Raw genomic sequence first — 20,254 nt, forward strand, 5'->3', positions numbered from 1 at the left:
ATCCAACCACTGTGGGAAAACGCTGACCGTGTTCCGCCCTGCGACAAAAGCACAACGGGAAATTTTCCACTTGCTAACGGGGCATCTAACTGCGTTTCGACTGATTTAAAAATGTTCCCCCTACCAAACGTGAAATTGTTTTTTTCGTTCGTTGTGGGATACCAATAATAGACTTCTACTGGCTTATCTCTGTCTTCACTGAATCCCGTTTTGATTGTTAGCGCAGAATGGTATTTCGGCTCATTCGTACTGGCGCTGGCACTGACACACAATGTAGCGAGTAGAAAAGACATTATTATTTTGGTTTTCATTTTTCCCTCAGCCGGTCAACACATTATTCTGCACGGCATCTAGAAAAATAACGCGCAGGAGATTCTCCATATATTTTGCGAAACATAGCAATAAAGTTACTTGGAGTCGAGTAACCCAAAGCAAGTGCCTACTTTGAACTGCGCCAGCACTCTCTTGGACAGAAATGATTTAGAGCATTTACTTAAATTAGCAAAATGCGAATAACTTCTGGTATGGAAAATCTGTGTCCAATCTGGCAGGAGCAGTTTAGTTATTGGAAATGCAGCTTTATCGAGACGTTCTATATGTATTGGCTTAACAAAGTTGTTGCGAGCTTCAATGCAATACCAAACATGATGCATGAAATCGCAGAATCTAAAATTCTCCATGTTCTTGGCTTACTAAAAAGTGGGATCAACTTGTTAGCCAAATACACTAATCCATAAAACCAGATCCCTGATGCAATCAGTGCCCCTATAACAAACAATAGTTTTTCATCAGGTTCCATTTGAGCAGTCACACCACCAAGGATCACCACCGTATCCAGATAGACATGTGGATTTAAAAAAGTGATAGCCATCGCCATTAAAACGACTTTTAACCAACTCTGGGCAATGTCCGAATTTTCCAACTCTAGGTGACTTGAACCATTCCATGCTGATTTTGCAGATTGGTAGCCATACCAGAAAAGAAATACTACGCCGCCAAGAGTCAAAAGGTCTTTCCATAATGGTGCTTTATAGAGCAGTGTCCCTATACCAAGTACACCAGTACTGATCAGTAGAATGTCTCCAAGAAAGCAGATAGTGGCAACGGACAGTGCGTATTGCTTTTTTAATCCGCACTTTAATAGAAACGCATTTTGGCTACCGATTGCGACAATCAAACTTCCAGAAACAACGGCACCCGTTAACAAAGTATTTATCACATCAAACCTCAATGGATTTTGAAGCAAACACCAACGATTGCTCTATCACTGAATCAGGCATGATCACTTGCAAGTGTTTAATCATTTCTTGCCCCGCCTCCTGCAAGTGTTCTAGTCGCATTTCAGGCAAGCTTTCTAGAATAAACCACATGTTAAGTGTGCCAGATTCAATTCGGGTTCTGACACCCTGCCTCCAGTTCCAACGACGACAAGTAACGCCTACTTCATCGCGCCAAATTACTTCCCCAACATCAGGGTTTTCAATTGAAGCCTCACCATTTTTCATGGTGTCAAAGGATTCAGAGCCATCTGCGATAGTGAGTGTTGGCGCTCCTTGATAACTGTCCATATCTTCACCACCTACGGGTATGGCGTATCGAATACTGATGGCATTATAAATATCCACAATAGGGTCAATGCTCTGCATTCCTCCATCTTTCAATACTCGTTTTCGCAGTGCAGCAGCCGAGCAAGGGGTTCGATTTGGTTTAGCGCCAAATTGACGAAAAACGTCTCCCCACGCATTGATGTGTGATTCTGCCCATGGATAGTCGTTCTCAATGACGGAAGTACATGCTTCTTGCAGAACCCGTTTTGCATACTCTTGGCTCTGAACTTCCGTTCCTTTAACGGATATGCTCAATGCTTTGAACTCTGGTGCAATCTGGGAAATTCGAGCATCGATTGACGGCACTACAACAACCATTAGATAATTCCTTCAGTGATTCATTTTCATGCAAGATACATTACAATGACCAAAAAAGTCAATATATCGACCAATGGTGGCACTGATGCTGATTTCATTAATCAAGCGGTAGCCGCAAGGATCAAGGAACATCGAAAAAGGCTCAAGTTGTCACTGGATGCCCTGTCAAAAAGAGCAGGGATAAGTAAAGGCATGTTAGTAGAAGTAGAGAAAGGGGCAGCTAACCCTAGCATTTCGACGTTGTGTAAACTGTCTGCTGCCCTTGGGATTTCGGTTGCCGATATTGTGAATGTTGCGAGTAATCCAACAGTCAACATCATTGATAAAGAGGACATTCCAACGCTTTGGACTGGCGAGCACGGTGGTAGCGCAAAACTTCTGGCGGGAACAAGCGGCCCAGATATGATTGAGTTGTGGCGCTGGAATATGAAACCATCAGAAGTTTTTGAATCAGCAGGTCATCCACAAGGCACGTTTGAACTTTTTCATGTTGAGTCTGGAATACTCACTTTGAATATTGATGGGAAAGCCATAGAACTGCATGAAGGTCAGTCCGCTATAGCTAAAACGGATGTCCCTCACAGCTACTCAAACCAAGCAGATTCGGATTTAGTTTTCACTATGAGCGTTGCTGAGTTACATCGATAAGCCCACTCATTTAGAGGCGAGTTCAAATAAGATTTATTAAGGCAAAGCCATACTCACAATAGATGGATTAGTACTAGCCCCAAGTAACAATGGGGCACTTTTGCGTTAGAAAGTACTCAACATGAAGGTTCTCGACAAAGATGAATCAACTCGATGCTGCCCAAAAGACGTCTAAGCGAGTTTCAGATTTCAAGTAACTTTTGAGACTTTGAGCACTTTATGTATATCGGTGTGTTCAATCCTAATAGAGCATTGAATAGTTAGATATTGAACAATCCATGTGAACTATGAAACTTAAGTTAACCGTGTGATTTGCTCTCTTACGATATCTAAAGCTGATTGCAATTGTAATCGGCTTAATGGACCTGCAAGTGATATCCTCACTGCTGCCGGCACTTCATACCGACCCACAGCAAACATTTCCGCTTCCCTCACTCTGACACCATGTTTCAACAACGACTGGTTAAAGTGATACCCTGTTAATGGCTCAGGCAAAGGTAGCCACACATTGTAACCAGGAACACCAATCTGGATTTCGGGAAATACTGCCTTCCAGATCCGATGACGTGCACTGAGTTCCATCGCTATCTCTTTGTCCACGGCTTGCATAGCTCCGCTAGTTAACCAACGACAAACAAGGTCGATTATCAAAGGGCTAACATACATACAACTGACTCGTAGCGCACGTTGCAGTAAATCTTTGAACGACAAAGGCAGAATGATGAAACCCAGCCGCAATCCACCTGCAAAGTACTTAGAAAAACTGCCCACGTATAAGGTAATATCTGGAGCGATAGCAACTAAGGGACTCTTTCGATGAGACGGTGGGCAGTAGAGAACATCGTCCTCAATAATCAACACATTGTAACGACGACATATCTCTATGATTTTTAGTCTTCGGCTATCCGTTAACTGAGCTCCGGTCGGGTTCTGTATTCCCGGCGTAAGATAAAGCAGTTTTGGGCGATGCCTCTTACAGTGCAAAGCCAGATCTTCTGGATCTAATCCATATTCATCGACTTTTACTGGCACTAGCTTTCGTTCAGATTGCTGACATGCATAGATGAACTCTGGATAACACAGCCCTTCAGCAAGAATTGTATCTTTAGGGCGGCTTAGAGATTGAATAATCAACGATATCCCGTGTTGCCCTCCATGAGTCCACACTAGACGCCGTGCATCAATATCGATATTGAATTTGGTCATCAGCCATTGTCGAAGAGTCTCGTTATGACCCCGAATGCCATCAGCGGAGTAGTAATCCAGCACGGCTGCCTGCGCAATTTCCTCGTGTGATAGCTCTTTCAACGCATTCGCAAGAAATTTCGGCTGCGATAATAGCAAAGGTCGGCAACGTGCCAGATCAATGCCTTTTTCTTCCAATACCGGATGATAAAAGTGGTTCAGTTCAGTTTCTCTGTTACGTACATAAGTACCGCTTCCTACTTTTGGTTCCGTTAAGCCCCTCCGCTCTAGCTCCCTATATGCCCTCGTCACCGTTCCAACCGTCACACCTAAGCGATAAGATAAAATACGCTGAGGAGGTAATTTAGTGTCTGGTTCGAGTTCACCACTCTCTATCACCTCTGCAATCGCTTCAGCCAGTGCCATAAACTTAGGTCCGGAACGACCCGATATATCAGGGACTAACATTGTCTCTCTCCGAAGGGGTACAATTAACTCTTGTATTCAGGATAAATAAGGCCTGACGAAAATGAAATCAAAGAATTGTCACCATGACGCATTAACTGTAGGTCTCTCTCACTTCATCCCTTTATTCTTGGCTTATCAGCACTAATTTGAGAAGAAAAGAAATGACAACATTATGGGACCTAACTCCAGCGATGAGTTTATTTGCGTTTGTCACCGCCATAACACCCGGCCCAAATAACTTATTGCTCGCCAACTCAGGGGCACAATTTGGTATAAGGAAATCATGGCGACACCTAATTGGTATCCGTATTGGCGTAATAGGGTTAATTCTGCTTTGTGCATGTGGTGTCGGTGTTGCCCTACAGACTCATCCAAGTTGGTATCTCGCTATAAAATACATCGGTCTGGTTTACATGTTCTGGCTGATGATTAAGCTGCTATGTACCAACCCTTTCGCAGGCAAACCCACTAAAAGCAAACCAATCAACGTAACTCAGGCTACGTTGTTTCAACTGGGTAATATGAAGGCTTGGATGGCATCACTTGCTTTGGTCACAAGTTATAGTCTCCCTTCTAACTATTGGTTCTCTGTTACATTGATTACTTTCGTGTTTACGACATTCGGACTGTTTGCAAATATTACTTGGGTCTGGGTTGGTAAAAAAATTCGTATTTATCTCAATACCGTATTAAGACAGCGCGTATTCAACATCAGCCTAGCGACGATAACATTCATATCATTGTTACCAGTTTTGGGGCACTCTGCCTGAATGACAAAGAGCAGAGTTTTGTATGTATAAAATTGCCAATTATCTAAATTCGCATTTCGAGGCGTAACACACTTTGGGACAAAAAAGAGTCAGCCTAACGGTCTGGCTCTTTTGAATGAAAAAATAGTCTGGTGGGAGAACTTGTAAGGCTGTGGCAGGTTACACTCACTTACTCCTTAGGCAGGTGACCAGTTTCCTTCGCAAGCTTTTGCATCGCCTCGGCAAACGTTGTTGTCCCGCCTTTAGCTTTAACCTGTATTACCTTATATCCCAACTTTTCCAACGCTTGGCGCTCTGCCAAAACAGCTTTGTCATCTTGCTGGCTACCTTGAGCTGGCTGATGAATGTAACATCCCTCTAGTTTACCATCTTCGACCAATTGGTGGTGTTTCAGTGCATCGATATCAAAATTCATAATAAGTCTTTTCATTAAGAGTGGGAGTTTCTGTGGCTAGTTACATACGCTTCAAAGGCTTCACGACACTATCTAAGCCTTCAATTTTGAGCGCTAAACATAGCTTGAGCAAATCCCCTAGCTCGCCGCTTGGCCAGCCCTTTTTATCAAACCACAGTAAGTATTCTTCAGGCAGGTCGATCAACACTCGCCCTGCATATTTCCCAAATGGCATTTGCATTCTAGCGAGTTTAATGAGGTTTTCTTTTTCTAACATAAGTGACAGAGAGTTAAGGTAACTCGTCCAAGGGTAACACTGGTTCTCCCTCCTCACCAGCAAATCGCAGTCACGTTTATTTTGGCGGCCGTGACTCGCTTTGTGCTAGAGTACGCGGCATAAAAAATGAGAACGAGAAAGCAATGAAGTCACCTTGTCGAGCAGCATGTAAAAATAACGCCGGAATATGCTCTGGTTGTCACCGGACGATGGATGAAATCATCCAATGGAAAGACAAAACCGATCTCCAACGAGATGCGATTATCGAACAAATCGCAGGAGAAGATTCAACGCACAGTTGTCCTGAGTGCGGGACTCAAGCCCATTGTGATATCGCCGCAGGCAAAGAGACATGCTGGTGCTTTACTATAGAAACCCGTGATTTACCCAAGCCAAGCGCCAACCAGCTGTGTTTGTGCCGAAAATGTCTAGAAAAAAAGCCAGTCGCGTAATACGACTGGCTTACTGATCATCGTTTTCTGACAGGTGTTTATTTAGCGGTTAAAGCGGACGCTTCAAACTTAATGCCTTCCCACCCTGTCACCATAAAATTACGAATATTCTGGTGATCGCTGTTCTCTGGATGCTGCAATACATCTTCACGATAAAAACGGCCAAAGCAGGCTAGCGTCGCTTCTTTGTCTAGGTTGTTTAGCAAACCGAAAGCGAAGATCTTACACGAACCGTTGTTCTCGCCTGCATTGTTTTGTGTCTCACCATTTACAAAAGCGGTTGGCTCAAACGTATAGTTATCTTCGATCACCGCCATCGTTGCTTCAAATTCGACCTGCTCTGGTGACGCTGCCAATAAATCTAAAAACGATTTTAACTCCATTATTCCTCTATCCCTACTTCATCATATTGATGACACATTAGTTTCATAAAAAGCCAATATAAGAGTCATCAATCATACATATATTCAGAGCCTTACCAAATCACACGTCATTCAGCGCTCTATCATTCCAGTTGCGGAAATGGACAGCAGCATAAAACCCATGCTGATTGACAACCTATCGGATTGATAAGGAGATATCATGATCACCCCTTTAAAGGCAATCGGTGCACTCGCATTGTCATCACTTGCCATCGCGTGTTCATCACAACCCGAAGATACCGTGGCTTCATTCGCTACACAATGCAAACCTACCACTGCACCCGTTACTGGGGAAACGTCAATTCAAGGTTTAACTTTTATCGGGACATCCGTTGCTGATGCTCCATTCGACACATCGGCAGCTGAAATCGTGAGTTATGACGCCTGTACAGATAAGCTCTATGTGGTGAATGCTCAAGCAAAACGTATCGATGTACTTTCTATGGATGACAACGGCGTACCAACGCAAAGCGCATTCATTGATCTCAACAGCGCTGGCGAAGCAGCGGGCATTGAAATTGGCGCAGCAAACAGTGTCGCTGTATTCAATGGTTTGGTAGCTGTTGCGATTGAAAACAGTAATAAACAAGCGAATGGTATTGTTGGCTTGTACCGCTCCGACGATTTGTCATTAGTCACGACTTTCCCAACAGGCGCATTGCCAGACATGGTTGGCTTCTCGAAAGATGGCCGATACATCGCAACCGCTAATGAAGGAGAGCCAAACAGCGATTACAGCATTGACCCTGAAGGTAGTATCACTTTGATCGATCTGAGCCTTGGTGTTACTCAAGCAGAAGTGTCACAAATTGGCTTTAACGAATTTGATGATTCACGAAAAGCAGAGCTTCCAAAGAATGTGCGTATTTCGGGGCCAAACGCCACCATCGCACAAGATCTAGAGCCGGAATACCTCACTTTTGCAGATAACGGCAAAATCTATGTCGCGCTACAAGAAAATAACGCCATGGCAATCGTCAATCCAGAGAGCAAATCAGTAGAGCGAATTGTTGGCTTGGGTGAGAAGTCTTGGTCGGGCGCTAAACTCGATGCATCCAACAAAGACAAAATCATTGGGAACTTGAAAAGCTACCCACAACTGGTTGGCTTATTTATGCCTGACACTATCGACAGCTACTCAGTGAATGGGAGTACTTACATCGTATCGGCAAATGAAGGCGACGGGCGTGAGTACGGATTCAAAACCACTCAAGAACTGTGCGACAAAGCTGGCTTTATGTGGGATGAAGACGATTACCTCGGTACAGATGAATATACATCTGAGCAAGGAACCTGTTTAAGCCATATTGATGAAGTGCGCGGTAAGAAGCTGAAAGTAGCAGCAGAACACCCATTGGCAGAGGCACTAAAAGACAACAAACAACTCGCGCGTTTAAAAGTGATTAAGCCGGAACAAACGCTTTCTGCACAAGAGAATGTTCAATCATTTGGCGCGCGTTCATTCTCGATTTGGGATGAAAACGGCAAGTTGGTCTTCGATAGTGGTGACGATTTCGCGACTATCGCGCTGCTGAATGAAGGCAAGAACTTCAACAGCACCAACGATAACAATAATAGTGGCAATGACCGAAGTGATGATAAAGGTATTGAGCCAGAGGCGATTGAAGTAGCACAAATTAACGGTCGTCATTACGCGTTTATCGGCTTGGAGCGTCAAGGCGGTATCATGATTTATGACATCACAGACCCGAAACAAGCGCAGTTTATGCATTACGTAAACCGCCGTGATTACAATCAGCCAGTATGTACAGAAGTCGAAGATGGCGAATGCATGAACGACACATACAATCCAAAAGCAGGCGATTTAGGTCCAGAGTCCATTAATTACTTTACCCGTAACGGTGGTCATTTTATCGTCGTTGGCAATGAGGTATCGGGCACGACATCCGTCTTCCGAATCAATCTATAAAGTAATGTAAAAGTCATTTAGAACCAAAACGCCCGACGTAAGCCGGGCGTTTTTTTGTATGAGGTAATGTCCTACTCTGCCGATGCTAGCGCGTCACACTTTGATGCGCAGATAAAATCGTTTTTATGCAGACCTTTGATAGAGTGACTCCACCACGTTACGGTAACCTTACCCCATTCCAACAAAATAGAAGGATGGTGGAACTCATCTTCTGCCAGTTCCGCGATTTTGTTACTGAAAGCCCATGCTTGTTTGAAGTTCTTAAATTTATACACCTTTTCTAGTTGAGGTATGTCTTCTCTTTCAATGATCTGCCAATCAGACAATTGCAGCAGCAGAGATTGTTGTTCTTCTTTGCTTAGTGCAATGGCATCGATACTACAAGCTTCGCATTTTTGTTCATTCAACATGAGCAGGTTCCTTTGGTTCAAAAAGTGGAGGAAGCAGTCCAGCTTCAATCGCTAGATCGGCTTGTTTCAATAAATTCAACTGACTGATTTTAAAAAGCTGAGAAAAGTCATCAATCACGTAGTACTTCGGTTGCATGATGTCGATACGATAAGGCGTTCTCAGCACAGTTTGTAATTCAAATGGGTCGCGAATTGCTGCATCACTCTCTAATGCGTAGAGGGTTTCGCCAGGAGATGAAAGAATACCACCACCGTAAATTTTGGTTTTGTCCCCTTCTTTCACCAAACCAAACTCTACAGTAAACCAGTAGAGACGAGCGAGATAGGCTCTTTGTTTTGGTGTAGCGGCTTGCCCTAGTTGACCATAATGCTCGGTAAATGCAGCAAAGTCTGGGTTGGTTAACATCGCGCAATGACCAAATATTTCGTGGAAGAAATCTGGCTCCTGTAAGTAATCGAACTCATCTCTTGTACGCAAGAATGTGGCGACTGGAAAGCGCTTATTACCGAGTAGATTAAAAAATCGGTCGAAATCAATAAGCGCGGGAACGGGCTCCACTTGCCAACCTGTTGTCTCCATCAAGACACGATTAATTTCTGGTAACTGAGGAACGCGGTCTTGAGGTAAATCAAGCAGCGTCAAACCGTGTAAATAAGCCTCACAAGCTCTGTTTTGGATCACACCCATTTGTCGTGTTACCAAATCTCGCCAAATGGCGTCTTCTTCACGGCTCCATTCAACCCTGCCTTCCTGGTTTACGGGTTTAGAACGATACTGCGTCATGGCTCATCTCCATTAACAAATCCTTTACATTAAGCCTATCTGTAGTCTTAAGAGCTTCCAATCCCTGCGCGATTTTCTCAGCACCATCCCGATGTAACATATTGTTTACAATGCATCGTAACTGCATGATTTTTATGACACGATATAATCTATGGCTTGTTTGACTTTATCGTGTATTCCTCTCAAACTAAAACCTGTTATCACTTTGTTATAGAGGGACCTATGCGCGAGAGCAGCAAAGTATGGCACCCGAGCGAAAGTCGTATCGAAGAAGCCAACATTACACAGTTTATTGAACACATTAATCGACAAGGAAATACCCTTGAAAGCTTCGCTGATCTGCATCAATGGTCACTCGATCATGTAGAAAAATTTTGGCAGGAAGTTTGGCTATTCTGCGACGTCATTGGCACTCAGGGAGAGACCATAAAAGAGCGAGCAGAAAGTCGCTGGCAGCAACCCGTCGAAAATAGGGATATAAAATGGTTCCCAAACGCGCAAATTAACTACGCCGAAAATTTGCTAACCTACGCGTGTCACCAACCCGATGATCTCGCGATTTGGTTTGAAAATGAACGTGAAGAAAAACAGACCTACACATGGAAACAATTGTGCGAAGAAGTTTCGAGTGTGCAGCAATGGTTGAAAGAATGTGGAATTAAGCACGGTGATGTCGTCGCTGGTTATTTACCTCACCTACCTCAAACGGTGATAGCTATGCTAGCAACCACCAGTTTAGGGGCGACCTGGACTTCCACCTCACCTGATTTTGGCGTCGAAAGCGTTTTGGAGCGCTTTGGTCAAGTGAAACCCAAAATCCTGTTTACTTGTGATGGCTATACATTCAATGGCAAAACTTTCGATATGTCTGAGAAAAACCAGCATATTGCGGATCATCTTGATGGTCTTAAACAAGTTTGCCAAATTAGCTACCTTAAACCACACATTTTTGAATGCGATGTCTGCACCCAAGATTGGCAAAACGTCCTGAATCAATACACACCCGAAGCGCTGACTTTTACTCGTGTGAATTTTAACGATCCGCTATTTGTGCTTTATTCTTCAGGCACAACAGGCAAACCGAAATGCATCGTTCATTCCGTCGGCGGAACGGTGCTTAATCACTTGAAAGAACATCAACTGCATTGCGATATTCAACCGAACGAACGCGTGTTTTATTACACGACCTGCGGTTGGATGATGTGGAACTGGCACGTTTCTTCACTCGCGAGCGGTGCATGTTTGGTGATTTTTGATGGTAGCCCTGTTTACCCCACTCATGATGTGCTCTGGGACCTCGCAGAACGAGCCGAAGTGACGCTGTTTGGAACCTCAGCAAAATACCTAGAGGCGCTGGAAAAAGCATCTTTTTCTCCGCAGAAAAGTGATGCATTTCCAAGTCTGAAAACCATTTGCTCAACGGGCTCTGTTCTGTATCCAGAACAGTTTGATTATGTCTATCAGCACATTAAAGAAGATGTACACCTCGCATCGATCTCAGGCGGGACAGACATTTGTGGCTGCTTTGTGTTAGGCAACCCTATTTCTCCCGTTTATCGAGGAGAGTGCCAATCAGCGGGATTAGGGGTCGATGTCCGAGTCTTTAACCCGCAGGGTAATAGCGTAATCGGAGAGCGCGGTGAGTTGGTTTGTGCCAATTCATTGCCCAACTTCCCCGCTGGCTTTTGGAACGACACCGGTGAGAGATATCATCGCGCTTATTGGGATAAATTCGACAATATTTGGCACCACGGCGATGATGTTGAACAGACCAGCGTTGGGGGATACGTGTTTTATGGTCGAAGTGATGCCACGTTGAATCCCGGTGGCGTAAGAATCGGCACGGCCGAAATCTATCAGCAAGTGAACTGTATAGACGGTATTCTAGATTCGATCGCAGTAGGAAAAGAAGTCGATCGCAACGAACAAATATGGCTGTTTGTCCAATTAGTCAAAGGGGTAGAGCTCAATGACGAGATGATCGCTTCCATCAAAGCACTGCTAAAGTCTGCATGTTCTCCAAGGCATGTACCTAGTGCAATTTACGCAATAAGCGATATACCTAAGACACGCTCAGGAAAGCTGGTCGAGTTAGCCGTTAAGCAAGTCGTTAACAACCGAAGCGTCGAAAATTTAGGCGCAATAGCCAACCCTGAAGTGCTGGAGGAGATACGCAGGATAGTCGTCTCAAAATAACCTCCGAAGACTAAGTTGTTCGAGTATGTCCTTGCCTGCACCACGACGCTTGTTTAGAGCAAGTGAAGTTACATATACCCTCAGCAGATAAGAAAAAAGCGAGCTTGTTAGCTCGCTTTTGTCATTTTTTGTTCTTTATTCAGCGGTATTAGCGACGACCAAGCCCCATTAATACCGACATTGTTTTACCATCAGATGTAATGTCAAAAACGTGTTGCGATTCAACTTCAGTAAAACCCGCTTCTTTCAGTGCACGCTCAGACTTCGCAAGGGTAAAACCGTCTTGTTCAGATTCTGCAATCCAATCAAAATGAACAAAATAGCCGCCGTGGTTAAGTAGAGAATGCGAGATCGTCAATGACGCGTCTAAGTCTTCCACGAATGCTAAAACTGATGATGCAACCACCAAGTCGAACTGTCCACGAAACGCAGGGTGCTGAGCGACCAAGCCGCGAGATAATGCATCTACCACAGGTTCTACGTTGACGAGCTCTTTTTTATCGAGTTCCTCAATCATGGCTTCCGATGCGTCTAATGCTACGATGTCTTTAACCATCGGTGACAATCGTTGACTTAACTGCCCTGTTCCGCATCCAAAATCTAGTACTTTAATGCCATCAAGCTGAGTTAGCTGTTGTAACTGCTCAAACACCGACTGCGCAAATTGCTCTGTTGCTGGATTTGATTCCCAGTTTTTTGCTAAGCCGTCCCAATCTTGTGCCATCGTGGCCTCCATGTTCACTTTTTGTAACCCACATAGATTACCGCAAAACCGTTAAAAGACCATAGACTTATCTGGCGGATTCGCGTTTTTTTCGATAATCTTTCATGGCTTTGGGAGCGCATCTGCATAATACCCAAATTATTTGAATTCATTTATTGGTTGTGTCAAATCATGAACTTAACTCAAGTAGAAGCCTTCTGCACCATCGCTGAGTGTGGTTCTGTTTCTGAAGCGGCAAGGCAACTCGACTGCAATCGTACCAAACTCAGTATGTCGATTAAGGCATTAGAGAAAGATCTCGACGTTGAATTGTTTAACCGAACTGGCAACCAGCTCACCCTCTCTGAAGCTGGGAAAGCCATTTACAAAGATTGCGAACACCTACTTATCATCGCACAACGGGTCAGAAAGACCTGCGCTCAAATCTCGGAAGGGTTTAACGCGGAAGTTTGGGTAGCACGTGACGACTCCTTACCTGATGATCTCTGGCAAGAATTATCTCATACATTGAATAACCGCTTTCCTTCAACAACCTTCAACTTAATCTTGGCATCCAGTGGCGACTTAGCCAACTTGGTCAGTACCCACCAAGTAGATTTTGCTTTCGGCGTTGATTATGAGCGAGTAGACGATCCTCGTATCGTATATAACCCATTAGGCAAGATACGTATGATGTCAGTATGCAGTGTAGAACACCGCCTAAGTAAGATGCGCCGTGTCTCAGACGAAGATCTACGTAGTCAGATGCAAGCACTAATGGTGTACCTAAATGAGAAAGACAACCCTGAACTGCAACCTTTCTCGACTCGATATATTGGTTTTTCGAGTTTTGACTACATGCTGAACACCATCTTAGAAGAAGACGCTTGGGGCGTGCTTCCAGAACCATTAATCCGCCATTACCTTCGTCAGCAGAAGCTCGCCGTTATCAAACACACATACGGATTGACGCAAGAAGACTACTGTATGTTTTCACCTAACGGCCATACTGAGCATCCAGCAATGACGTGGTTAGCAGATAAATTGAGCGAGTATTTATTTGACTTCTAAACATTTTATCAGTGAGCGTCAATTTTACTGACACCAAAAAATCACAGTAAGCCATTGTTTTATAGGAATATAAATAAAAACGCAATTTTTTAGATTAGTTACTGGTCACTTTGTGGTTGCCTAAATTACCTTATGAGCGAAGAATAGTAAGGTATTAAAATTCAAAGGCATCTTTTATGTGTGACAGGACAAGCAAAAACGAAAACCGTATTCTAACCATTTCAGCCCTTTTGGCATCTGGGTTCGCTGCTGGTGGTATGGTACTTGGCTTGCTTGTAGGATCAATTGTCATCGTGTTTGACGGTGTTTACTCTTTGGTCAGCTTACTGTTAACTTTATTGTCACTGGCCGCTTCTTACTATATTAACAAGCCTTCAAAATCTGTATTCCCATTTGGAAAAGCGGTCTTAGAACCAATCGTTATTGCGATAAAAGCAGCCGTCATTTTAGTGGTTGTAAGCTTCTCTCTCTACTCTGCGATATCAGCATTGATGTCTGGAGGTCGCGAGGTCGATGCTTCTATTGCGACCTTATTCGGCATCGTGAATGTTATCGGTTGTGGTTACGCTTGGTGGTTTATGGCGAAACGCAGCAGCCGCTTCTCATCAGGCTTGATTGAAGCGGAGAAAAAACAGTGGCAAATGGATACTTTGTTGAGTGTGGCGGTGACCGTAGGATTTATCTCGGCTTGGGCTGTTTCACTAACGCCATTCTCTGAGTATGCGGTATATGCCGACCCCATGATGATGGTTTTAATGGGCTTTTACTTCCTCAAAGTACCGTTCGATATGCTAGTAGGTGCCTTACGTGAACTACTAATGATGGCACCAAGCAAAGAGCTGTGTCAGAGCGTTGGCAAAGATGTTCTTGAGATTGAAAAAGTAACTGAGCATCAATTGAAACTGGCTGGCGTAACGAAGGTGGGCCAAGAGCTACGAGTAAATGTGGATGTACATATTGATGACGACACATTGGAGCTTGATACACTAGAGCACACTCGTAAGCAGCTTATCAAGCGACTGTCGAAGCACAGATTCAAGCTTCAACTACACTTGAACGTCGCTTATTAGAGTGCCACCAAAGAGCCGTTAAAACTCAATAAAAAGCTCCCAATCTCGGGAGCTTTTTTAATTTTTTCGATTTAGTTGCTTCGTATTCGAATACAGCTCGCAAAGGAGATCTGTTCGTTGCTCACTTAAACTCTCTGATCTCGTTGGTAACTTACCCAGCCGCTTCGCGCTTCTCTTTGGTGACTAACCAACACATCAGCGAGCCCACCGTTACCATCACAACGCCCTGCCAAAAGCTATGGCTCAGAGTTACGCCAAGAATAATGGAAGAAAACAAAGCGGAAAAAATGGGCGTGAAGTAAGACAGGGTGGCGAGAAAAACCATATTGCCGCCAACGATCGCGATGTTCCATAAACCATAACCACCAGCCATTAAAGCCGCAGAAGCCACTAAGTACCCCATCGCTTCCCAACTGAATGTCATTGGTGGCTCATCCGTAAACGCATATTTGCCCCAAAGCGAAACAGCTGTTGCAATGAAAAACAGGGTAATCGCATTATGTTTAGATTGCTGCCTTTGGGTTAAGTTGCAATAAAAAGCCCATATAACCGCGCCAGCGAAAGCCATAAAATACACCAGAGGGTTACTACTAACATTGGACATGATCTGAGTTATGGATAAGCCATTCTCACCGCTCACAGTCCAAGCAACCCCAACAAACGCCAGCGTAACTGCGGGATAAAGCAACCAGTTTGTTTTTTTATTGCTGCCAAGGACCGCAAATAAAACCGTCAGTGCGGGCCAAAGGTAGTTGACAATCGACACCTCAATTGCCTGCGCGCGCGAGTTGGAATATCCCAAAGATAGAGCGAGAAATATTTCATAGCAGACGAACATCGCACCACCAAGCACAAGATACTTGGGAGAAAAGTAAGACAACTTTGGAATACCGACCACGATAAGAAGGAAAACAGAGCTAAGAGAGTACAACATGGCTGCCCCGCCTACAGGACCTAAACTCTCCGTAACCAACCTCGCGATGCCAAGCAGACAACTCCAAGAGAGAATCGCGATACAACCATAAAGTGTGAAACGAAATTGCACTGATTTCATGTGACCTACCACTCACGAATGCCAAAGGAAACGTCAGCTTAACTCAAAAATGATCAGGTTCAACGTACTGTTTTATAAAAATCAGTATAAAAATCATTCTATTAAGCCGTTGGAGTTGATATGAAACATTTTCTGCCCTCTAGTGTTATGCTTACACCCTTTGTTGTGCGCTACTATGATGAAGATGACAACGAGAGTGAAAACGTTAAAACACATTCGGAAACGCATGGTCTAGATAGCGAAGAGCAATCTAAGGAACGTTCAGAGTAAAGGAATCCAAACATGAAAAAAGTCGCAGTCATTTTAAGTGGTTCAGGCGTTTACGACGGTTCTGAGATCCACGAAGCAGTGTTGGCGCTCTACGCCATCGAGAAGGCAGGTGCAACTTGGCACTGCTTTGCACCTAACATTGACCAACTCCACGTCATCAATCACCTAACTGGTGACGAAATGGATGAAACACGTAACGTATTGATCGAATCAGCTCGTATTGCACGCGGAAATATTGACGATGTCGCCAAACTTAACGTCGATGAATACGATGCCCTACTGCTTCCAGGTGGGTTTGGTGCCGCGAAAAACTTAACCGACTTCGCTGTTTCGGGTGCGGAGTGCTCCATTAACACACACGTAGCTCAAGCTTGTCGCGCGTTTGCTAATGCGAAAAAACCAGCTGGCTATCTGTGTATTTCTCCTGTCATTATTCCGATGATTTATGAGCAAGGCGTGAAAGGAACGGTAGGCAACGATGAGGCAGTCTCAATAGCATTTAATCAAATGGGCGGTGAACACACCACGTGCCCTGTCGAAGACATCGTTTTTGATGAAAAACACCTCGTACTTTCAACCCCTGCTTACATGTTGGCAGAGAATATCTCTCAAGCGGCTTCAGGTATCGAAAAGTTAGTATCAAAACTGATTAAAATAGCTTAATTATTAGTAGTTAGCTTATAAAACACTTCCCCATCCCCATTGATAATTAAGTTATTAATGGGGATTTTTTATACTTTAGTCGAATTTAGAGATATATCCGCGTCAGAAGTCAATTTCTGCCAATCGTTTGCGTCCATAGTTTCATATTTGTTCTACTTTATATCAGTGTTGCACTTATACGCAGTGCAACAAGATCACTGTCACAGTTTTTCTCTTGCAAGTACCTCTAAGTGGGTAAACTTGCTTTAGATCAACTTCAATCTGGAAACGAATGTGCGACAGTAAATGGCAAATTAAGAAAGATTATTAAAAATAACGACGGAGCTATCCAATATGACAAGTGCATTTTTTATCCCTACGGTAAACCTAATGGGCGCTGGTTGTTTGAAAGACGCAGCAGACAGCATCCAATCTCAAGGCTTTAAAAAAGGTTTGATCGTTACGGATAAGATCCTTAACCAAATCGGTGTAGTCAAACAAGTTCAAGACCTTCTCACTGAGCGCGATGTAGCAACCGTTGTGTTTGATGGCACTCAACCAAATCCAACTATCAGCAACGTTAACGACGGCTTAGCACTTCTTACTGATAACGAATGTGACTTCGTTATCTCTCTAGGCGGCGGTTCACCACACGACTGTGCGAAAGGTATCGCGCTTGTTGCTTCTAACGGCGGCAAAATCGCAGATTACGAAGGCGTAGACCAATCTGCAAAACCAATGATGCCACTTATCGCGATCAACACGACGGCGGGTACTGCATCTGAAATGACGCGTTTCTGCATCATCACTGACGAAGAGCGTCACATTAAGATGGCTATCGTTGATAAGCACACAACACCGCTTATCTCGGTAAACGATCCAGAGCTAATGCTCGCTAAACCTGCTTCGCTAACTGCGGCAACAGGTATGGATGCCCTAACTCACGCGATTGAAGCTTACGTATCTATCGCGGCAACACCAATCACTGATGCAGTAGCAATCAAAGCGATTGAGCTTATCCAAGCTTACCTACGCACAGCAGTGAAAAACGGTGAAGATCTAGAAGCTCGTGAACAAATGGCATACGCACAGTTCATGGCGGGTATGGCGTTCAACAACGCTTCTCTAGGTTACGTACACGCAATGGCACACCAGCTAGGTGGTTTCTACGACCTTCCACACGGTGTTTGTAACGCGATTCTTCTACCTCACGTACAGCGTTACAACGCGCAAGTATGTCCTGAGCGTCTACGTGACGTAGCAAAAGCAATGGGCGTAAACGTAGAAGGCATGTCTGCTGAAGAAGGTGCAGCGGCAGCAATCGACGCTATCGTTACTCTAGCGAAAGATGTGGGTATCCCAGCAGGTATTAAAGAGCTTGGTGCGAAACTAGAAGACATCCCAACACTAGCAGACAACGCACTGAAAGACGCTTGTGGTTTCACTAACCCTAAACAAGCAACTCACGAAGAAATCTCTAAGATCTTCGAAGAAGCGATGTAATCTCGCTACATAAACAATTCTCTAGCCTTAATTCAATCCCCGATCTCGTATCGGGGATTTTTTACATTCATATACAAGTGAATCTCTGCCAAACATAGTCTTTTAGTGTTAGCTTTTAAGTATTAACACGATTCATATTGGAAGGAACCATGAGAACGATTGCTGCTACCCTACTCGCTTGTTTATCCTTTTCTGCCAACACTGCCGAATACCGCGCCAACGAAGTGGCGAGTGGATTTCAGATCCCTTGGGGGATCGAGTTCTTAGATAATCAACGCGTTATCGTCAATCAAAAGAACGGTACGGTTTCGTTGCTGGATATCACCACAGGCAAACCTCAAAAGCTGTTTAACGTTCCCGATGTGAACACCAGTGGACAAGCCGGCTTATTGGATGTCGCGCTCGCACCGAATGCCGATAAGCAAAACCCGCAACTCTTCTTTACCTACAGCAAGCGAACGAGTAAAGGCAATACGGTGGCGTTAGCGACGGCGCAATTGCAAAACAATCAGCTTGTAGGTTGGAAAGATCTCTTTGTTGCTGATGCCTTCACCGATACAGGTCGCCACTACGGCAGTCGAATTTCATTTGTAGACGATAAAGTTTACTTCTCAATCGGTGACCGTGGCGAACGTGATAATGGACAAGACACTCAAACCCATGCTGGCAGTATTCTACGCCTTAATCTTGATGGTTCGGTTCCGCAAGACAACCCATTCAAACCTTCCGAAGCTCGTCATGAGATATGGAGTTACGGGCACCGTAACCCACAAGGTATGTTTTACGACGAAGCAACAAAACAGCTGTGGTCGATTGAACATGGACCACGGGGTGGCGATGAAATTAATCTAATCAAGAAAGGCGCGAACTACGGCTGGGCAAAAGTCTCTCATGGTAAAGAGTATTGGGGTCCGTTGGACGTCGGGGAAGCTAAGTCGTTATCGGGAATGGAAGATCCAAAACTGGTATACATCCCTTCTATCGCACCAAGTAACATGATTTTGTACCGTGGCGATAAGTACCCTGAATTGGACGGAAAAATCCTCGCCGGTGCATTGAAACTGGCGCACATCAACGTAGTTTCTATTGAGAATGGCAAGCTCACCGAATCAAAAAGATTGATGGAGAATCTTGGTGAGCGAGTAAGAGATATAACCATCAGCCCCGATGGTTATATCTACTTTTCTACCGACAGCGGCAAAATCTTTCGTCTTGAGGAAAGGTAATCAAACACTAAAATCGTTAAGACTATTTAATTTGTGACGTACTAGTGATTTATTTTCGTACAATCCAAGCAGAAGAATCTAAACTTAACAATAACCTTTTGTTTTTTAAAACGATAGTTCGGTTAAGTTGTACGAGGTCATTATGATTCCATTCCCTTTACAGCTCGATAAAATTAAAGCCGTGGTGTTTGATTTAGACAACACCTTGGTGAGTTCTGATATGAACTTCGGCGAATTGCGACAACAGCTTGGCTGTCCGCAGAGTGAAGATCTATTGGATTTTGTCGACGCACTTGAGCACCCTCATCATCGAGAGCACGCTCATAACGTGATATTTGATTACGAGATTTCTGATGCTGAGCAGTCTGCTCCAATGATTGGCTGCCATGAATTACTCGCCCACTTGCATCAAAATGAAATCAAAACCGCTATCGTGACGCGCAACTGCCAAATCGCCACGCAGCGCAAACTAGAGCACAACCAAATCTCAGTGGAACGAGTCATCACTCGTGAATGCTTCCCGCCCAAGCCAGACCCATTGTCTTTGCAGGTGTTGGCGAAAGAGTGGCGTTTGATGCCTAATGAAGTGCTTTATGTCGGCGATTACCTTTACGACTTGCAGGCAGCGTATAACGCGCAGATGCCCTCTTGCCTTGTTCATCACGGTAATCAAGAAACCTTCAATGATTCAGCCTCATTGGCGCTTAATGAACTCAGTGATTTATTGAGCCGTTTCGAATCCTTACCACGCAAATAAAGCACACATATAAAATACGCAAGTAAATTACCACCTTCTAAAGAAGGTGGCTTTGTGTGAGCCCCCTAAAAGGGGGCCTTTGTTTAGTCCAGCGCCA

At 44.2% G+C, this 20,254-nt stretch carries 22 protein-coding genes; 12 read left to right on the forward strand and 10 right to left on the reverse strand.

What is annotated here, in order from left to right:
• Nucleotides 1-592: 592 nt before the first annotated feature.
• Both R7E51_RS22890 and R7E51_RS22895 read right to left on the reverse strand, forming a co-directional pair.
• Nucleotides 593-1,219, reverse strand: a complete 627-nt coding sequence (locus tag R7E51_RS22890; RefSeq protein ID WP_256902633.1) for a LysE/ArgO family amino acid transporter — start codon at nt 1,217-1,219, stop codon at nt 593-595.
• A 1-nt stretch (nt 1,220) separates the two neighbouring features.
• Nucleotides 1,221-1,925 carry a B3/B4 domain-containing protein gene (locus R7E51_RS22895; protein ID WP_206958558.1) on the reverse strand — a complete coding sequence of 235 codons (705 nt, stop codon included), beginning with the start codon at nt 1,923-1,925 and terminating at the stop codon, nt 1,221-1,223.
• 45 nt (nt 1,926-1,970) lie between these two features.
• Here R7E51_RS22895 and R7E51_RS22900 point away from each other — a divergent pair, with 45 nt between their 5' ends.
• Nucleotides 1,971-2,573 (forward strand): helix-turn-helix domain-containing protein, encoded by a 603-nt coding sequence (locus R7E51_RS22900; protein ID WP_053350630.1) that lies wholly within the window; start codon nt 1,971-1,973, stop codon nt 2,571-2,573.
• Between the two features lie 294 nt (nt 2,574-2,867).
• Here R7E51_RS22900 and R7E51_RS22905 read toward each other — a convergent pair whose 3' ends face one another.
• Nucleotides 2,868-4,226, reverse strand: coding sequence for an aminotransferase-like domain-containing protein (locus R7E51_RS22905; RefSeq protein ID WP_206958557.1), 1,359 nt, complete (start codon nt 4,224-4,226; stop codon nt 2,868-2,870).
• 161 nt (nt 4,227-4,387) lie between these two features.
• Here R7E51_RS22905 and R7E51_RS22910 point away from each other — a divergent pair, with 161 nt between their 5' ends.
• Nucleotides 4,388-4,996: a LysE family translocator gene (locus R7E51_RS22910; protein WP_005389411.1), complete on the forward strand. Its 609-nt coding sequence runs from the start codon at nt 4,388-4,390 to the stop codon at nt 4,994-4,996.
• Between the two features lie 169 nt (nt 4,997-5,165).
• On the opposite strand, the gene R7E51_RS22915 is transcribed toward R7E51_RS22910, so the two are convergent.
• Both R7E51_RS22915 and R7E51_RS22920 read right to left on the reverse strand, forming a co-directional pair.
• Nucleotides 5,166-5,411 carry a hypothetical protein gene (locus R7E51_RS22915; protein ID WP_017821096.1) on the reverse strand — a complete coding sequence of 82 codons (246 nt, stop codon included), beginning with the start codon at nt 5,409-5,411 and terminating at the stop codon, nt 5,166-5,168.
• 40 nt (nt 5,412-5,451) lie between these two features.
• The gene (locus R7E51_RS22920; RefSeq protein ID WP_005375557.1) at nt 5,452-5,667 is read right to left on the reverse strand and encodes a DUF3820 family protein; all 216 of its coding nucleotides are present in this window, start codon (nt 5,665-5,667) and stop codon (nt 5,452-5,454) included.
• 143 nt (nt 5,668-5,810) lie between these two features.
• Between R7E51_RS22920 and R7E51_RS22925 the strand changes: the two genes are divergently transcribed.
• Entirely contained in the window at nt 5,811-6,119 is a 309-nt protein-coding gene (locus tag R7E51_RS22925; RefSeq protein ID WP_080276966.1) for a cysteine-rich CWC family protein, read from the forward strand.
• 38 nt (nt 6,120-6,157) lie between these two features.
• Here the strand turns inward: R7E51_RS22925 and R7E51_RS22930 are convergent, their stop codons facing one another.
• Nucleotides 6,158-6,502, reverse strand: coding sequence for a HopJ type III effector protein (locus tag R7E51_RS22930; RefSeq protein ID WP_005375560.1), 345 nt, complete (start codon nt 6,500-6,502; stop codon nt 6,158-6,160).
• Nucleotides 6,503-6,701: 199 nt separating this feature from the next.
• Between R7E51_RS22930 and R7E51_RS22935 the strand changes: the two genes are divergently transcribed.
• Nucleotides 6,702-8,471 (forward strand): choice-of-anchor I family protein, encoded by a 1,770-nt coding sequence (locus R7E51_RS22935; protein WP_206958556.1) that lies wholly within the window; start codon nt 6,702-6,704, stop codon nt 8,469-8,471.
• Between the two features lie 71 nt (nt 8,472-8,542).
• On the opposite strand, the gene R7E51_RS22940 is transcribed toward R7E51_RS22935, so the two are convergent.
• Together R7E51_RS22940 and phhA are read right to left on the reverse strand one after the other, a co-directional pair.
• Complete coding sequence (locus tag R7E51_RS22940) at nt 8,543-8,881, reverse strand: 4a-hydroxytetrahydrobiopterin dehydratase (RefSeq protein WP_005375563.1); 339 nt, start codon at nt 8,879-8,881, stop codon at nt 8,543-8,545.
• The gene (gene phhA / locus R7E51_RS22945; RefSeq protein ID WP_005375564.1) at nt 8,871-9,665 is read right to left on the reverse strand and encodes a phenylalanine 4-monooxygenase; all 795 of its coding nucleotides are present in this window, start codon (nt 9,663-9,665) and stop codon (nt 8,871-8,873) included. Before phhA ends, R7E51_RS22940 begins: the two co-directional genes overlap by 11 nt.
• Before the next feature lie 222 nt (nt 9,666-9,887).
• On the opposite strand from phhA, the gene R7E51_RS22950 reads away from it, so the two are divergent.
• Nucleotides 9,888-11,861 carry an acetoacetate--CoA ligase gene (locus tag R7E51_RS22950; RefSeq protein WP_206958555.1) on the forward strand — a complete coding sequence of 658 codons (1,974 nt, stop codon included), beginning with the start codon at nt 9,888-9,890 and terminating at the stop codon, nt 11,859-11,861.
• Nucleotides 11,862-12,009: 148 nt separating this feature from the next.
• Here R7E51_RS22950 and R7E51_RS22955 read toward each other — a convergent pair whose 3' ends face one another.
• Complete coding sequence (locus R7E51_RS22955) at nt 12,010-12,585, reverse strand: class I SAM-dependent DNA methyltransferase (protein WP_085569285.1); 576 nt, start codon at nt 12,583-12,585, stop codon at nt 12,010-12,012.
• Nucleotides 12,586-12,756: 171 nt separating this feature from the next.
• Between R7E51_RS22955 and R7E51_RS22960 the strand changes: the two genes are divergently transcribed.
• Together R7E51_RS22960 and R7E51_RS22965 are read left to right on the forward strand one after the other, a co-directional pair.
• Nucleotides 12,757-13,635: a LysR family transcriptional regulator gene (locus R7E51_RS22960; protein WP_005375568.1), complete on the forward strand. Its 879-nt coding sequence runs from the start codon at nt 12,757-12,759 to the stop codon at nt 13,633-13,635.
• A 176-nt stretch (nt 13,636-13,811) separates the two neighbouring features.
• Nucleotides 13,812-14,705, forward strand: a complete 894-nt coding sequence (locus R7E51_RS22965) for a cation diffusion facilitator family transporter (protein ID WP_206958554.1) — start codon at nt 13,812-13,814, stop codon at nt 14,703-14,705.
• Between the two features lie 151 nt (nt 14,706-14,856).
• Here the strand turns inward: R7E51_RS22965 and yddG are convergent, their stop codons facing one another.
• Nucleotides 14,857-15,759, reverse strand: coding sequence for an aromatic amino acid DMT transporter YddG (yddG, locus tag R7E51_RS22970; RefSeq protein WP_176311616.1), 903 nt, complete (start codon nt 15,757-15,759; stop codon nt 14,857-14,859).
• Nucleotides 15,760-15,879: 120 nt separating this feature from the next.
• Here yddG and R7E51_RS22975 point away from each other — a divergent pair, with 120 nt between their 5' ends.
• The 5 genes from R7E51_RS22975 to R7E51_RS22995 all read left to right on the forward strand — a co-directional run bounded on the left by R7E51_RS22975 (nt 15,880) and on the right by R7E51_RS22995 (nt 20,157).
• A complete protein-coding gene (locus R7E51_RS22975) occupies nt 15,880-16,029 on the forward strand; it encodes a hypothetical protein (protein WP_017634379.1) in 150 nt (49 codons plus the stop codon).
• A 12-nt stretch (nt 16,030-16,041) separates the two neighbouring features.
• Nucleotides 16,042-16,692 carry an isoprenoid biosynthesis glyoxalase ElbB gene (gene elbB, locus R7E51_RS22980; protein ID WP_017634378.1) on the forward strand — a complete coding sequence of 217 codons (651 nt, stop codon included), beginning with the start codon at nt 16,042-16,044 and terminating at the stop codon, nt 16,690-16,692.
• A gap of 333 nt (nt 16,693-17,025) precedes the next feature.
• Nucleotides 17,026-18,174 (forward strand): L-threonine dehydrogenase, encoded by a 1,149-nt coding sequence (yiaY, locus tag R7E51_RS22985; RefSeq protein WP_005388247.1) that lies wholly within the window; start codon nt 17,026-17,028, stop codon nt 18,172-18,174.
• Between the two features lie 149 nt (nt 18,175-18,323).
• A complete protein-coding gene (locus tag R7E51_RS22990; protein WP_017821102.1) occupies nt 18,324-19,400 on the forward strand; it encodes a PQQ-dependent sugar dehydrogenase in 1,077 nt (358 codons plus the stop codon).
• 142 nt (nt 19,401-19,542) lie between these two features.
• Nucleotides 19,543-20,157, forward strand: a complete 615-nt coding sequence (locus R7E51_RS22995; RefSeq protein ID WP_021707668.1) for an HAD family hydrolase — start codon at nt 19,543-19,545, stop codon at nt 20,155-20,157.
• Nucleotides 20,158-20,254: the final 97 nt, after the last annotated feature.

It is taken from the genome of Vibrio sp. Vb1166 (assembly GCF_033338695.1).
Taxonomy (GTDB): domain Bacteria; phylum Pseudomonadota; class Gammaproteobacteria; order Enterobacterales; family Vibrionaceae; genus Vibrio; species Vibrio alginolyticus.

What these genes read in the sequence shown, in the direction of transcription:
- R7E51_RS22895 (WP_206958558.1), bottom strand. Translation starts at nt 1,925, where the DNA reads ATGGTTGTTGTAGTGCCGTCAATCGATGCTCGAATTTCCCAGATTGCA.
- R7E51_RS22900 (WP_053350630.1), top strand. Translation starts at nt 1,971, where the DNA reads ATGACCAAAAAAGTCAATATATCGACCAATGGTGGCACTGATGCTGAT.
- R7E51_RS22905 (WP_206958557.1), bottom strand. Translation starts at nt 4,226, where the DNA reads ATGTTAGTCCCTGATATATCGGGTCGTTCCGGACCTAAGTTTATGGCA.
- R7E51_RS22910 (WP_005389411.1), top strand. Translation starts at nt 4,388, where the DNA reads ATGACAACATTATGGGACCTAACTCCAGCGATGAGTTTATTTGCGTTT.
- R7E51_RS22915 (WP_017821096.1), bottom strand. Translation starts at nt 5,411, where the DNA reads ATGAATTTTGATATCGATGCACTGAAACACCACCAATTGGTCGAAGAT.
- R7E51_RS22920 (WP_005375557.1), bottom strand. Translation starts at nt 5,667, where the DNA reads ATGTTAGAAAAAGAAAACCTCATTAAACTCGCTAGAATGCAAATGCCA.
- R7E51_RS22925 (WP_080276966.1), top strand. Translation starts at nt 5,811, where the DNA reads ATGAAGTCACCTTGTCGAGCAGCATGTAAAAATAACGCCGGAATATGC.
- R7E51_RS22930 (WP_005375560.1), bottom strand. Translation starts at nt 6,502, where the DNA reads ATGGAGTTAAAATCGTTTTTAGATTTATTGGCAGCGTCACCAGAGCAG.
- R7E51_RS22935 (WP_206958556.1), top strand. Translation starts at nt 6,702, where the DNA reads ATGATCACCCCTTTAAAGGCAATCGGTGCACTCGCATTGTCATCACTT.
- R7E51_RS22940 (WP_005375563.1), bottom strand. Translation starts at nt 8,881, where the DNA reads ATGTTGAATGAACAAAAATGCGAAGCTTGTAGTATCGATGCCATTGCA.
- phhA (WP_005375564.1), bottom strand. Translation starts at nt 9,665, where the DNA reads ATGACGCAGTATCGTTCTAAACCCGTAAACCAGGAAGGCAGGGTTGAA.
- R7E51_RS22950 (WP_206958555.1), top strand. Translation starts at nt 9,888, where the DNA reads ATGCGCGAGAGCAGCAAAGTATGGCACCCGAGCGAAAGTCGTATCGAA.
- R7E51_RS22955 (WP_085569285.1), bottom strand. Translation starts at nt 12,585, where the DNA reads ATGGCACAAGATTGGGACGGCTTAGCAAAAAACTGGGAATCAAATCCA.
- R7E51_RS22960 (WP_005375568.1), top strand. Translation starts at nt 12,757, where the DNA reads ATGAACTTAACTCAAGTAGAAGCCTTCTGCACCATCGCTGAGTGTGGT.
- R7E51_RS22965 (WP_206958554.1), top strand. Translation starts at nt 13,812, where the DNA reads ATGTGTGACAGGACAAGCAAAAACGAAAACCGTATTCTAACCATTTCA.
- yddG (WP_176311616.1), bottom strand. Translation starts at nt 15,759, where the DNA reads ATGAAATCAGTGCAATTTCGTTTCACACTTTATGGTTGTATCGCGATT.
- R7E51_RS22975 (WP_017634379.1), top strand. Translation starts at nt 15,880, where the DNA reads ATGAAACATTTTCTGCCCTCTAGTGTTATGCTTACACCCTTTGTTGTG.
- elbB (WP_017634378.1), top strand. Translation starts at nt 16,042, where the DNA reads ATGAAAAAAGTCGCAGTCATTTTAAGTGGTTCAGGCGTTTACGACGGT.
- yiaY (WP_005388247.1), top strand. Translation starts at nt 17,026, where the DNA reads ATGACAAGTGCATTTTTTATCCCTACGGTAAACCTAATGGGCGCTGGT.
- R7E51_RS22990 (WP_017821102.1), top strand. Translation starts at nt 18,324, where the DNA reads ATGAGAACGATTGCTGCTACCCTACTCGCTTGTTTATCCTTTTCTGCC.
- R7E51_RS22995 (WP_021707668.1), top strand. Translation starts at nt 19,543, where the DNA reads ATGATTCCATTCCCTTTACAGCTCGATAAAATTAAAGCCGTGGTGTTT.